Genomic DNA, 13,058 nt, shown 5'->3' on the forward strand with positions numbered 1-13,058 from the left:
CATTACGCAGGTCTAAGACTGCCATGCTCACGTCCCGCGGCCTGCATCGGCATCGGGATGCCGGACCGCGCCCCCTCCAGCGACTCCATCGTCCGCCGGGCCCCGGGGCCCACGACGGCGGCCCACTCCTGCGGGGCGTCGGTCAGCCACCGGACGACGAGCGCCGCGAATCCGGGTACGTCGCGGGCGATCTCGACCAGCCCGCGGTCGAAGCGGGCCGCGCCCTCGGGTGTGCGGACGAGGAGCATCCCGGTGCGGTGCACCAGGGCCCGGGTGCGGGCCTCGGGGCGGCGGCCGGAACCCGCCGCGGCCGCCCGGAGCAGGGCGTCGAGGACCTCGGGGTCCCTCCCTGTGTCCTGCTCGAACTCCAGCAGCACCTCCAGCAGCTCGGCCCGCAGCGGCCGGGAGTCGGCGGTCCCGGGGGAGGCGAGCACCCGGGCCAGCGCAGCACGCACAGGCGGTGGGGCGGGCCGGTCCCTCAGCAGCGCGGTCATCATGGGCAGGAGCAGGGCCCGGGCCGCCGGGCTGTGCTCCAGCCGGAGGTCCACGTAGACGGCGGCCTGCGCCGCGGCCTCCTCGGCGGACCGGCTGTCGATGTAGCAGCGTACGAGCCCGGGGGCGTGCAGCGCCAGGGCGGGGGTGTCCAGGGAGGCCAGTTCCCGCAGGACGTCGTCCGCGGCCTGCCCGGGCAGCGACAGACGGGCGCGGAGCGCGGCGAGGACCGGCTCCGGGTACTTCGGGAACACCTCCGTCAGCAGCGGGAGCGGCAGCCGGGGGTCACCCGCGGCAAAGAACCGGAGGGCCTGCGGAAGGTGGCGGCCCCCGGTCCTCGGATCCCGGACGAGGACGGTGAGCGCCTGGGCGTGCAGGGCGGTGTCGTCCGGCCTGGCCAGCAGGGTGAGCGCCGCGCCGCGCAGCAGGGCCCGGTCGGCCTCGGTCCGGGCGGGACCGGCGGCCAGCGTGGCGTGGAACGCGGCGGCGGCTCGCCGGGCGGGCCGGTCCTCGTCGCGCGCCCACCGGTCGACGGCCCGGCACAGCGCGGTCGGTTCGTCCTCGGCGAGGGTGGCGAGGAGTTCCGCGGCACGCGGGTGGTCGGTGTCGACGAGCGCCTCGGTCAGGTCGTCGACGGCGAGGTCCCTGCGGGCGTAGAGGAGGGCTTGCGCGGCGGAGGCCACGGTGAGCCGCATCGGCAGCCCGTCCCCGGCCGACAGCGGGCTCTCGTCGTCGAACCAGCGGCACAGCAGCGGCTGGACGGTCGTGGGGTGGGCTGCCAGCCGCCGGGCCACGGCGTCCAGATACCGTTCGCCACCGTCCGTGCGAGGAGTTCCGTCGGCGGGCAGGAGACGGCGCAGGAGGTCGATCCGGGCGTCCTCGGGGAGCCGGATGCGGCGCCAGAACCACGGCCCGAACTCGGCGTACGGACCGAGCGCGGCCCGGCCGCCGGACAGGGAGCGCCGGGCGATTCGGCCGGCGAGCACCCGCAGCACCCCGAGGCAGGGCCGGGCGTCGGGCACCCTGAGCAGGCTCTCCCGGAGCAGGTGGGCCGCCCACCAGGCGGCGTCGGGGAGCCGCTCCCGCGTGCCGGGCGCGGGAGCGGGCGCCAGGCGGTCCATGGCCTCGATCAGGTCGGCCATGCGGTGGGCGAGCGCGGCGTGCCCCTGGCGCCGCTCCAGCAGGAGCATCGCCTGGAGCACCGGGCCGATGCGGTGGCGCGGCACCGGGAGGTTGCGGGGTTCCCCGGCGCCCTGCGGGGGCGGCGCGGGAGCCGCCCCGTCCGTGTGCCAGCGGTGGACCAGCGCGTACAGGGCGGAGTCCAGGTCGAGGTGGGCGCCCTGCACCCAGTCGCCCAGCTCCTCGTGGGCGAAGCGGTATCCCGCGCCCGCCGGGACCAGCAGCCCCTCGGTGAGGACCGCCGACGCCCAGCCCGTGCGCCAGGGGAAGATCTCCTCGAACGCCACCCGGTCGAGCTCGCCCTGCCCCGGGCCGAGGCAGCGTCTGGCGGCCTCGTGGACCTGGCCCGCCACCTTCGCCGCCAGTCTGCGGACCGCCGCACCCCGCAGCCGGGGTTCGGCCTCGGCGCCGATACGGACGGCGATGCGGAGACAGGCGAGGTCCAGACGGGCCGCGAAGACCTCCTCCGTGCCGGGCCTGCCCGGGACGTCGGGAGGCAGTGCCTCCCGCACCTCGGCGAGCAGCCGCAGGGTGAGGGGATGCCGGTCGTCGCCCGGCGCGAGCATGCCGGGTGGGATGCCGTACCGGTCCCGTGCCCGCTCGGCCTGCTCCGGCGTGAGGTCGCCGAGCCTGACGGCGGGGGGCAGCCCTCCGGCGGACCGTTCCGGCCGGTGCAGGGCGCCCGGCGGGTAGAGCGCGCCGGCGGTCTCCCAGTGCTCGGGTCGGCAGGCGACGACCATGCGGACCTCGTGGGCGAGGAGCCATTCGGCCGTCGCGCCCGCCCAGGCGGCGAACCGGTGGGCCAGCAGGGGCGGCATCTCCTCCGGGCCGTCGACGACGACGAGCAGCGGGTTCCCGGTGCCGGCGGCGAGGGCGGCCACGCGCTCCGCGCCGGCCGCCTCCATGTCCCCCAGGGCCCCGGCGGCGCTGATGATCCTCCCGGAGCGCCGCAGCGCCCGGGTCATCGCGTCGGCGACCGAGGTGTCGTCGGCCAGCAGGTCCGCTCCGCGCAGCCAGAGCGTGAGGGCGGGCACGGGTCCGCGCGTGCGGCGGGCGGCCAGCGCGGCGAGCTCCGTGGTGCGGCCGGTCCCTGGCGCGCCGACCAGGCCGAGGACGGGCCCCGTGCCGGTCTCGAAGGCGGTGAACTCGGCACTGATGTGCGGGCGTTCGGCGGTCTCCGTGCCACCGGGGCGGCCGTCGGCATGGCCGAGCGAGGTGGCGGTCAGCTGCAGCGCGCCCGCGAGGTTGAGGTCGCGGCCGTACCCCGGTACGCCGTTCGCGTTGCGCCGCAGCACCTCTGCCAGCGGCTCCGGGGCGTCCTCGGGGGTCAGCGGGAGGGCCAGCCCGGCGGTCTCCCGTCCGGCGCTCAGCGCGGTCGAGAGCACCCCGAGGACGGCTCCGGTGCACGGGTCGGTGACGGGCCCTCCGACGGCGGCCCCGCCGGAGCGCAGCGCGTCGCGTCCGTCCGTGCCGAGGGCGAGCTCCAGCGCGTCGCCCACCGGGTGGTCGCGCCCTCCCTCGGTGTACGTCGCCGGGGTCGTCCCGAGCACCCGCGCCTCGCGCCAGCCGTGGGCGGCGATCCGCACGTAGGTGCCGGGCACGAACTCCTCGCGTACGGCGATGGGGAGCGGCTCCGCGCCCAGGGTTCCGGGGCCGCCGGTGCGCAGCAGGGCGAGCCCCAGGGCGGGCATGGCGACGATGTCGTCGGGGCCGACGGCGCAGCTCCGGCCGTCCGCGCCGTGCAGCGTCAGGAGCTCGGACCGTGCGACGGCCTGGTGGCCGGTGACGACCGTGCCCCGGTCGTCCGCCACGAATCCGGTCCCCCGCGGCCGGCCGGCCTGATCGCAGATTCTCACCAGTGTCGACCGGTCCCCGCTGCCCATGGTCCGACCGTAGGTCCAGGGTGATCGGCACACGAAACCCGAGGGGCGTGAGCGCCCCCCTCACACCCCCCGGTCACTCCGAGCGCCCGTCCATTGGGGTGAATCGCCGGGTCCCCGTGGACAGGAATGATCGCGGGAGGGGGATCGTGGAGCGGGCACGCACCGGGGGGACTGCCCGCTCCACGATGGGCCCAGCCCTCGTGGATCCCTTGAGACCCTCGTCAGGCGAAGACGGCGAGGCTCCTGGCCTTGCCCTTCTGCTCCTCGACGAGCACCAGGAAGGCCCCGTCGGGTCCGAAGACACCGACCGGCCCCGGCGGATACGCCGGCATGTCCAGCCGCACGCCGTTGAGCAGCAGCTTGGCGCGCTTCTCGTCCACGTCCCAGCGGGGGAAGGCCGACGCGGCAGCCTCGGCGACCGGCATCACGGTCAGCTCCTGCTGGTGCTGGTCGAGCGTGCGCGCCGCGTCCAGGCCGTACGGACCGACGCGGGTGCGCCGCAGAGCCGTCAGGTGTCCGCCCACACCGAGGCCGGCACCGAGGTCGCGGGCCAGGGCGCGGATGTACGTGCCCGAGGAGCACACGACCGAGACGACGAGGTCGACGACCGGGGTGCCGTCCTCGGCGACCGCCTCGCGGACGTCGTAGACGCGGAAGGACGAGATGGTCACCGGGCGGGCCGGGATCTCGAACTCCTCGCCGCCACGCACCCGGGCGTAGGACCGCTTGCCGTCGATCTTGATGGCACTGACCTTGGACGGCACCTGCATGATCGCGCCGGTCAGGGCGGCGACCCCGGCGTCGATGCCCTCCCTGGTCACTCCCGAGGCGTCGGTGGACGAGGTGATCTCGCCCTCCGCGTCGTCGGTGACGGTGTCCTGGCCGAGCCGGATCGTCCCCAGGTACTCCTTCTCGGTCAGTGCGAGATGGCCGAGCAGCTTGGTCGCCCGCTCGACGCCGAGGACGAGGACGCCCGTCGCCATCGGGTCCAGCGTGCCGGCATGGCCGACCCGCCGGGTACGGGCGATGCCGCGCATCTTGGCCACGACGTCGTGCGAAGTGAAGCCGGACGGCTTGTCGACGATGACAAGGCCGTCCGGCGTTTTGTTCTGCGTCATGCGGAAGGTGAGCCCTCGCCGTTCTCGTCCTCGTCCTCCGGCTTGCGGTACGGGTCCGCTCCGCCGGCGTACGTGGCGCCCGAGGACGCCTCGCGGACCTTGGCGTCCGAGGCGCGTGCCCGGTCGAGCAGGTCCTCGATCGCCTTGGCGTTGTCCGGCAGGGCGTCCGCCACGAAGGCCAGGGTGGGGGTGAACTTGGTCCCCGCCGCAGCACCGACCGCCGAGCGCAGGATGCCCTTGGCGCTCTCCAGGCCGGCGGCCGCGCTGGCCCGCTCCTCGTCGTCGCCGTAGACCGTGTAGAAGACCGTGGCCTCCCGCAGGTCTCCGGTGACACGGGTGTCCGTGATGGTCACGTGCGTGCCCAGACGCGGGTCCTTGATACCGCGCTGCAGTTTCTCGGCGACCACCACCTGGATGAGGTCTGCCAGCTTCTTCGCCCGCGCGTTGTCGGCCACTGGTCCGTCTCCTTCTTGAACGTGCTCAATCTTCTTCGTCGTTGTGCAGCCGCCGCCGTACGGACAGCAGCTCCACCTCCGGCCGGCCCGCGATCATGCGTTCGCACCGGTCGAGTACGTCTGTGAGGTGCCCGGTGTCCCCGGAGACCACGGCAAGACCGATCTCGGCCCTGCGGTAGAGGTCCTGGTCGCCCGTCTCCGCGACGCTCACCGCGAACTTGCGGTGGAGTTCGGCGACGATCGGGCGGACGATGGAGCGTTTCTCCTTCAACGACCGTACGTCGCCGAGGAGCAGATCGAAGGACAGCGTCCCCACATACATGTATGTCCGGATGTCCCGCCGGTTCGGGTTCGGAGGCTCGGGGGTCGCCCCCCGGGGTGGCACAGCCACGCCCCGCCGTCACTCGGCGGGAACATCCGAACCGTACCGGAACGGCCGGAGCCGATCGACGGAAATACGACCCGTCGACCGGCCCCGACCGTGCAGGAGAGCCCGGGGGTCTCCCCCCGGGAATCCCTTTGATCAGCCTCGCGGCTTCTCGCGCATCTCGTACGTCGCGATGACGTCGTCGATCTTGATGTCGTTGAAGTTTCCGAGGTTGATACCGCCCTCGAAGCCTTCGCGGATCTCGGTGACGTCGTCCTTGAAGCGGCGCAGACCGGAGATGTTGAGGTTCTCCGCGATGACCTTGCCATCGCGCAGCAGGCGCGCCTTGGTGTTGCGCTTGACCTCGCCGGAGCGGACCAGCACACCGGCGATGTTGCCCAGCTTGGACGAGCGGAAGATCTCGCGGATCTCCGCCGTGCCGAGCTCGACCTCTTCGTACTCCGGCTTGAGCAGACCCTTGAGAGCCGCTTCGATCTCTTCGATCGCCTGGTAGATGACCGAGTAGTACCGGACGTCCACGCCTTCGCGCTCGGCCATCTGCTCGGCACGCCCTGCGGCGCGCACGTTGAAGCCGATCACGATGGCGTCGGAGCCGGTCGCCAGGTTGATGTCCGACTCGGTGACCGCACCCACACCGCGGTGCAGGATCCGGATGTCGACCTCTTCACCGACGTCGAGCTGGAGCAGCGAGGACTCGAGAGCCTCCACCGAACCGGACGCGTCGCCCTTGATGATGAGGTTGAGCTCCTGGACCAGACCGGCCTTGAGCGCCTCGTCCAGGTTCTCCAGGGAGAACCTGACACCCTTGCGGGCGAAGTTGGCGTTGCGCTCACGGGCGGCACGCTTCTCGGCGATCTGACGGGCCGTACGGTCCTCGTCGACCACCAGGAGGTTGTCGCCGGCGCCCGGGACGTTGGTGAGACCGAGCACCAGGACGGGGGTCGAGGGACCCGCTTCCTGGACGTTCTGACCACTGTCGTCGAGCATGGCCCGCACACGGCCGTACGCGTCGCCGACGACCACCGTGTCGCCGATGCGCAGCGTTCCGCGCTGGACCAGGACGGTCGAGACGGCACCGCGGCCGCGGTCGAGGTGGGACTCGATCGCAATACCCTGCGCGTCCTGCTCCGGGTTGGCCCGCAGGTCGAGCGAGGCGTCGGCGGTGAGGACGACGGCCTCCAGGAGGGACTCGATGTTGAGACCCTGCTTGGCGGAGATGTCGACGAACATCGTGTCGCCGCCGTACTCCTCGGCCACCAGACCGAACTCGGTGAGCTGACCGCGCACCTTGGTCGGGTCGGCACCCTCGACGTCGATCTTGTTGACCGCGACCACGATCGGCACCTCGGCCGCCTTGGCGTGGTTCAGCGCCTCGATCGTCTGGGGCATCACACCGTCGTTCGCCGCCACCACGAGGATCGCGATGTCGGTGGACTTCGCACCACGTGCACGCATGGCGGTGAACGCCTCGTGACCCGGGGTGTCGATGAAGGTGATCTTCCGGTCCTCGCCGTTGACCTCGGAGGAGACCTGGTAGGCACCGATGTGCTGCGTGATGCCGCCGGCCTCGCCCGCGACGACGTTCGTCTTGCGGATCGCGTCGAGAAGCCGGGTCTTACCGTGGTCGACGTGACCCATGACGGTCACGACCGGGGGGCGGGAGACCAGGGCCTCTTCGCCGCCCTCGTCCTCGCCGAACTCGATGTCGAAGGACTCGAGCAGCTCGCGGTCCTCCTCCTCCGGGCTGACGATCTCGAGGACGTAGTTCATCTCGTCCGCGAGGAGCTTCAGCGTCTCGTCGGAGACGGACTGCGTGGCGGTGACCATCTCGCCGAGGTTCATCATCACGGCGACGAGCGACGCCGGGTTGGCGTTGATCTTCTCCGCGAAGTCGGTCAGGGACGCACCGCGCGACAGGCGGACGGCCTGTCCGTTGCCGCGGGGCAGCATGACGCCGCCCACCGACGGGGCCTGCATGGCCTCGTACTCCTGGCGCCTCTGACGCTTCGACTTGCGGCCACGGCGCGCGGGACCACCGGGACGGCCGAACGCACCCTGTGTGCCACCACGGGCACCCGGGCCGCCGGGACGTCCACCGAAGCCGGGACGACCGCCGAAGCCGCCGCCACCACCGGGACGGCCTGCGCCGCCACCGCCGCCGGGACCACCGGGACGGCCGGCGAAGCCGCCGCCGCCACCGCCGGGACCGGCCGGACGGCCTGCGAAGCCGCCGCCACCGGGACGACCGCCGCCACCGGGACGGGCACCGCCGCCACCGGGACCACGGCCACCGCCACCGGGACCACCGCCGGGACGCGGGCCCGCAGCGGGACGCTGCGGCATCATGCCCGGGTTCGGACGGTTACCCGAGGGGGCACCGCCGGGACGGGGAGCCTGCGGACGGGGCATGCCGCCCGGGGAAGGACGTGCGCCACCCTGACCCTGCGGGCGCGGGGCGCCGCCGGGACCACCCTGCGGGCGCGGAGCGCCGGGGCGCTCCTGACCGCCACCGGGGCGCGGGGCGCCGCCGGGACGGGGCGCCTGGGGGCGCGCCATGCCGGTGGAACCGCCGGAGGTGAAGGGGTTGTTGCCCGGACGGGGACCGGCCGGACGTGCGCCGCCGGGGCGCGGTGCGCCCTGGCCGGCGGGACGTGCGGGGCGGTCTCCGCCGCGCTCGGCACCGCGCTGGCCGCCGTCACGCTGACCGCCGTCACGCTGACCGCCGGCCGGAGCCGGACGGGCGGGACGGGGGCCGGGGGTGGCGCCGGTGGGACGCGGGGCCTGCTGGGGCGCGGCCGGCTGCTGGGCCGGAGCCGGAGCCGAGAACTCCGCGGCGGGCACCGGGGTGACCGGTGCGGGCTTCGGCGCGGGCTTGGGACCCGGACGGGGTCCGCCGGACTGCGCCGGCGCGGAGGGCGCCGCGGGGGTGCTGCTCGCCGGGGTCTCCGCGGCGGCCGGCTTGGGGGCCGGGGCGCCGGGCTTCGGGGCAGCAGGACGTGCCGCGGCGGCCGGAGACGGCGCCGCGGGCTTTGCGGGGGCGGCCTTGCGAGGCGCGCCAGGCTTCGCAGCGGACTTGCCGGCGTTGCCGCCGGGCCCCTGCAGTGCGTCAGTCAATTTGCGTACAACCGGCGCCTCGATCGTCGAGGACGCCGAACGGACGAATTCACCGAGTTCTTGGAGCTTGGCCATGACGACCTTGCTCTCGACGCCGAACTCCTTGGCGAGTTCGTATACCCGGACCTTAGCCACTTCGCTCCTTTTAGGTCCGGGTTACCGCCGGACCGTCGCTACTTCATGGGCGTACTCATCGCGTACTCATCGAGTGCTCATCGCAATCTCGACCTACTTCCAACTCGCGAGGTACCTGACCGCACGGGGACCCGTGCCGTTCACTTTCTTACGGTGTCACCCGCTCGACGAACCGCTGCAGTGCCGCGGAATCGAACGGCCCCTTGGCCTTGAAGGCCCGGAGGAATGCCCGGCGGCGGACCGCCAGGTCGAGACAGACAGAGGCGGGGTGCACATACGCACCCCGGCCGGGCAGCGTACCGCGTGGATCAGGGACAACTTCACCCTTGTCCACCACGATGCGCAGCAGCTCGCTCTTGGCCGCTCGCTCCCGGCATCCCACACAGGTTCGCTCGGGGCAAGCGCGGGCGTGCGTCCGGCCAGACACGACTAAGTCTACCTCCCCGCACCGACCTCACCCCTTTGGGGCAAAAATCGAACGGATGTTGTCGTGATCTCAGCGCCGGAGCGCTGTGATCTATTCCATCGGAGGCGGCCACGACCCGACGCGCGGGCCGGACGCCGTCCGCGTTCAGCCGCGCTCGGAACGCTCCCGGGCCCGCTCGGCGCGCTCGCGGTCGGCGATGTCGCGCTCGGCGTCGGTCTCGGTGTCCGGGCGGATGTCGATGCGCCAGCCGGTGAGGCGGGCGGCCAGGCGGGCGTTCTGCCCCTCCTTGCCGATCGCGAGCGACAGCTGGTAGTCGGGCACGGTCACCCGGGCGGAGCGCGTCCCGAGGTCCACGACCTCGACCTTGCTCACCCGTGCGGGTGACAGCGCGTTGGCGACCATCTCCGCGGGGTCGTCCGACCAGTCCACGATGTCGATCTTCTCGCCGTGCAGCTCCGCCATGACGTTGCGCACCCGGCTGCCCATCGGGCCGATGCAGGCGCCCTTGGGGTTGAGTCCGGCCCGGGTGGAGCGTACGGCGATCTTGGTGCGGTGGCCGGCCTCGCGGGCGATGGCCTCGATGACGACCGAGCCGTCCGCGATCTCCGGGACCTCCAGCGCGAAGAGCTTCTTCACGAGGTTCGGGTGGGTGCGCGAGAGCGTCACGGACGGACCGCGCACACCCTTGGCCACCCGCACCACGTAGGTGCGCAGCCGCAGGCCGTGGGTGTACTCCTCGCCCGGCACCTGCTCCTGCACGGGCAGGATGGCTTCCAGCTTGCCGATGTCGACCAGGACGTTCTTCGGGTCCTTGCCCTGCTGGACGAGGCCGGTGACCACATCGCCCTCGTGGCCCGCGTACTCGCCGAACGTCCGGTCGTCCTCGGCGTCGCGCAGCCGCTGCAGGATGACCTGCTTGGCGGTGGTGGCGGCGATACGGCCGAAACCGGACGGCGTGTCGTCGAACTCCTTGGGCTCCTGGCCCTCCTCGAGCTCGGCCGGGTCGTCCTTGGCCCACACCGTGACGTGGCCGCCGGCGTCCAGCTCGACGCGCGCACGGCGGTGGCTGCCGTCGGTGCGGTGGTAGGCGATGAGGAGGGCCGACTCGATCGCCCCGACGAGCACGTCGAAGGGGATCTCCTTGTCCTGCGCCAAGCCCTTCAGAAGCTTCACATCGATGTCCACGGCTACGCCTCCTCTTCCTTCTTGTCCTTGCGGTTGAATTCGATCTCCACGCGCGCCCTGGTGATCTCGTCGAAGGCGACACGGCGCGCCGTGGGCTTGCGGCCCTTGACGCCCGGCACTTCCAGATCGAGCCCCTCGTCGTCCACCCCGAGGATGCGGGCCACGAGCTCGCCGCCCTCGCCCAGGGTGAGTGCGACCAGCCGGCCGGTGGCGCGTACGTAGTGGCGGTGCTCGGTCAACGGGCGGTCGGCGCCCGGAGAGCTCACCTCGAGGACGTACTCGCCCTCACCCATGGCGTCGGTCTCGTCCAGCGTCCCTGAGATGACGCGGCTGAGTTCCGCACAGGTGTCGAGCTCCACGCCGTCCTCGGAATCCACGATGACCCTCAGCACCCGTCGGCGGCCGGCCCGGGAGACCTCGATCTCCTCGAGATCCAGCTCCTTGGCGCTGACGAGCGGCTCCAGCAGTTCGCGCAGCCTGTCGCTCTGGGTGGTGCTCATCCGGGTGACTCCTCGGCCGCGTGTGCTGTTGTGGGGATCGTTGCGTGTCAGGTCAAAGGGTATCCGGTCCGCAGGGGTGTTGCCGTCCGCCTCCTGCCCTGCCGCGGGTACGCTCACTTCCGGTGATCACTTCACGTCAGAAACTGTCAAAAACCAGGCTGAAGGAGACAAGTGCACCGCACGGGGACGACGCGCAGGGGTGCGCTCACCGCTACGGGAGCCTTCGCCCTGGGTGCGGTACTGGCAGGCTGCGGGGGCGGCCAGGAGGCACCGGGGTCACCCGCGGGGGCCGCCGCGCGAACCGCCTCGCTCCGCGCGGCGAAGGCGCTCCGGGCGGCCGCCGCCCGTGACAGTGTCTCGCTGCTCTCCCGCTACGACCTGGTCGCGGCCGCCCACCCGGTGACGGAAGCGGGTCTCGCGCCGCTCCAGGCCGCCGTACGCGAGCACCTGGGCGCCCTGGGCGGGCCCGCGAAGGCCCCGGGCGGCTCACCCGCCCCCGCCCCTCCGGACGCCGCCCCCACGGACCCGCGCGCGGCGCTCAGGGAGCTGGCGGCGGAGGAGCGCCGGGTGTCCGACGCCCGCGCAGCCGCCCTGCTGACGGCCGAACCGGAACTGGCCAGACTGCTGGCCTCGGTCGCCGCGGCCGGTGCGGCCCACGCCTATCTGCTCACCGAACTGGCCAAGGAGACCTCGTCATGACACGGACGGCCGGAACGGACGGCACGGACGACACCGAGGAGGCCCTGCGGGCCGCCCAGGCCGCGCTCGCCGCCGAGCACGCCGCGGTGTACGGATACGGGGTGCTCGGCGGCCGGCTGGAGGGCGGCCGCCGGAGCGACGCCACGGCGGCCTGCGACGCGCACCGGTCCCGGCGCGATGCCCTGACCCGCACGGTGCGCGACCTGGGCGGTGCGCCCGTGGCCGCGCACGCGGCGTACGCTCTGCCCTTCGCCGCACGGGACCCGGCAGCCGCGATGCGGCTCGCCGCCGTGCTGGAGGACCGGGTCGCCGGCGTCTACTCCGACCTCGTACGGGCCGCCCTCGGGCCGCTGCGCCAGGACGCGGCGGGCGCGCTCCGGGAGGCCGCGGTGCGCGCGGCGCGCTGGCGCGGCACCGGCGTAGCCTTTCCTGGGCTCGCCGAGAAGGCCACCCCCGCCGACAACACGGCGGAGGCCGGCGCCACGGGTGTCACGCGCTGAGCACGCTCTGAAAGGGAACAAGGCAGGTATGGGTTTCGAACCGCCGCAGCGTCTGGTGCGAGCGCTCGGTGAGACGTGCGGGGACGCGGCCGCCGCCGAGTGGCTCGGGCAGCTCCCCGCGCTCGCCGACGACGCGCTGTCCGCGCACTCGGTCTCCCTTGACCGGGTCTGCGCCCCCGGCGGGCGGACGAGCCTCGTCCTCCTGGTGCGCCGCGCGGACGGCACACCGGCCGCGCTGAAGCTCGCGCCTTCCGCAGCCGGGCCCGAGCCCGAGCGGGCGGCGCTCGCGCACTGGAACGGCTGGGGGGCGGTCGAGCTCGTCGACGCTCCGGACGCCCCCGCTCCGGGGGAGGCGCTGCTGCTGGAGCGGCTGCACCACGAGGTGTCCCTGCGCTCCCTGCCCGAGGCCAAGGCCCTGCTGGAGGCCGCCGGCATCGTACGACGGCTGTGGGTCGACCCCCCGGCCGGCCACTCATTCGAGAGCGTCGCGGAACGCACCGCCCGCCAGGTGGAGCCGATGCGGGCCGCCGCCGCACTGGATCCCGCGCTCGAACCGCTCGTCCCGGCGGCCCTGGCGGCCCGTGAGGAACTGCTCCAGGACTCCCCCGAGGACGTCCTGCTGCACGGCAACTTCCGGCAGAGCAAGGTGCTTTCGGGCGAGCGTGCCCCGTGGCTCGCGGTCGGCCCGGAGCCGCTGACCGGCGAGCGTGCCTACGACCTCGCCCGGCTGGTGCGGGACCGGGTGGAGGACCTGATCGCCTCGCCCGGCGGCGCCGCGACGGCACGGCGCCGGGTCAAGAAGCTCGCCGAGTCGCTGGAGGTCGACCAGGCACGGCTGCGCGGCTGGACGCTGTTCCGGGCCGTCGAGTCCGGCACGCGTGCGCTGACCGCGGGACGCCGGCAGGACGGCGAGCTGTCGCTGGAGTTCGCGGGCTGGCTGTAGCCGGACGCACGGAGAGGGCCCCGCGCGGTGCGCGGGGCCC

General features: G+C 73.4%; 11 protein-coding genes. 3 read left to right on the forward strand and 8 right to left on the reverse strand.

Annotated elements, in window-relative coordinates; translation table 11 throughout:
* Positions 1–2 precede the first annotated feature (2 nt).
* From ACFC51_RS00175 to rimP, 8 genes are all read right to left on the reverse strand, one after another.
* Positions 3–3,554: a trypsin-like peptidase domain-containing protein gene (locus ACFC51_RS00175; protein WP_376526236.1), complete on the reverse strand. Its 3,552-nt coding sequence runs from the start codon at positions 3,552–3,554 to the stop codon at positions 3–5.
* 221 nt (positions 3,555–3,775) lie between these two features.
* Positions 3,776–4,672: a tRNA pseudouridine(55) synthase TruB gene (gene truB, locus ACFC51_RS00180; protein WP_376526238.1), complete on the reverse strand. Its 897-nt coding sequence runs from the start codon at positions 4,670–4,672 to the stop codon at positions 3,776–3,778.
* The gene (rbfA, locus tag ACFC51_RS00185; RefSeq protein WP_056792836.1) at positions 4,669–5,127 is read right to left on the reverse strand and encodes a 30S ribosome-binding factor RbfA; all 459 of its coding nucleotides are present in this window, start codon (positions 5,125–5,127) and stop codon (positions 4,669–4,671) included. The genes truB and rbfA overlap by 4 nt, the downstream gene beginning before the upstream one ends.
* A gap of 25 nt (positions 5,128–5,152) precedes the next feature.
* Entirely contained in the window at positions 5,153–5,449 is a 297-nt protein-coding gene (locus ACFC51_RS00190) for a DUF503 domain-containing protein (protein WP_376376543.1), read from the reverse strand.
* Positions 5,450–5,650: 201 nt separating this feature from the next.
* A complete protein-coding gene (gene infB / locus ACFC51_RS00195; protein ID WP_376376545.1) occupies positions 5,651–8,764 on the reverse strand; it encodes a translation initiation factor IF-2 in 3,114 nt (1,037 codons plus the stop codon).
* A 148-nt stretch (positions 8,765–8,912) separates the two neighbouring features.
* Entirely contained in the window at positions 8,913–9,191 is a 279-nt protein-coding gene (locus ACFC51_RS00200) for a YlxR family protein (protein WP_376376547.1), read from the reverse strand.
* Positions 9,192–9,335: 144 nt separating this feature from the next.
* On the reverse strand, positions 9,336–10,376 hold the full coding sequence (gene nusA, locus ACFC51_RS00205; protein WP_329233450.1) for a transcription termination factor NusA: 1,041 nt from the start codon (positions 10,374–10,376) through the stop codon (positions 9,336–9,338).
* Between the two features lie 2 nt (positions 10,377–10,378).
* Positions 10,379–10,876: a ribosome maturation factor RimP gene (gene rimP / locus ACFC51_RS00210; RefSeq protein ID WP_376376549.1), complete on the reverse strand. Its 498-nt coding sequence runs from the start codon at positions 10,874–10,876 to the stop codon at positions 10,379–10,381.
* Positions 10,877–11,047: 171 nt separating this feature from the next.
* Here rimP and ACFC51_RS00215 point away from each other — a divergent pair, with 171 nt between their 5' ends.
* Genes ACFC51_RS00215 through ACFC51_RS00225 form a run of 3 tightly spaced genes read left to right on the forward strand, consistent with a single transcriptional unit; the run spans position 11,048 to position 13,018 of the window.
* Positions 11,048–11,575: a hypothetical protein gene (locus tag ACFC51_RS00215; protein WP_376376551.1), complete on the forward strand. Its 528-nt coding sequence runs from the start codon at positions 11,048–11,050 to the stop codon at positions 11,573–11,575.
* Entirely contained in the window at positions 11,572–12,075 is a 504-nt protein-coding gene (locus tag ACFC51_RS00220) for a ferritin-like domain-containing protein (protein WP_376376553.1), read from the forward strand. Before ACFC51_RS00215 ends, ACFC51_RS00220 begins: the two co-directional genes overlap by 4 nt.
* A gap of 28 nt (positions 12,076–12,103) precedes the next feature.
* Positions 12,104–13,018 (forward strand): aminoglycoside phosphotransferase family protein, encoded by a 915-nt coding sequence (locus ACFC51_RS00225; protein ID WP_376376555.1) that lies wholly within the window; start codon positions 12,104–12,106, stop codon positions 13,016–13,018.
* Positions 13,019–13,058 lie beyond the last annotated feature (40 nt).

The sequence above is a fragment of the Streptomyces sp. NPDC055962 genome, from assembly GCF_042270185.1.
Classification (GTDB): Bacteria; Actinomycetota; Actinomycetes; order Streptomycetales; family Streptomycetaceae; genus Streptomyces.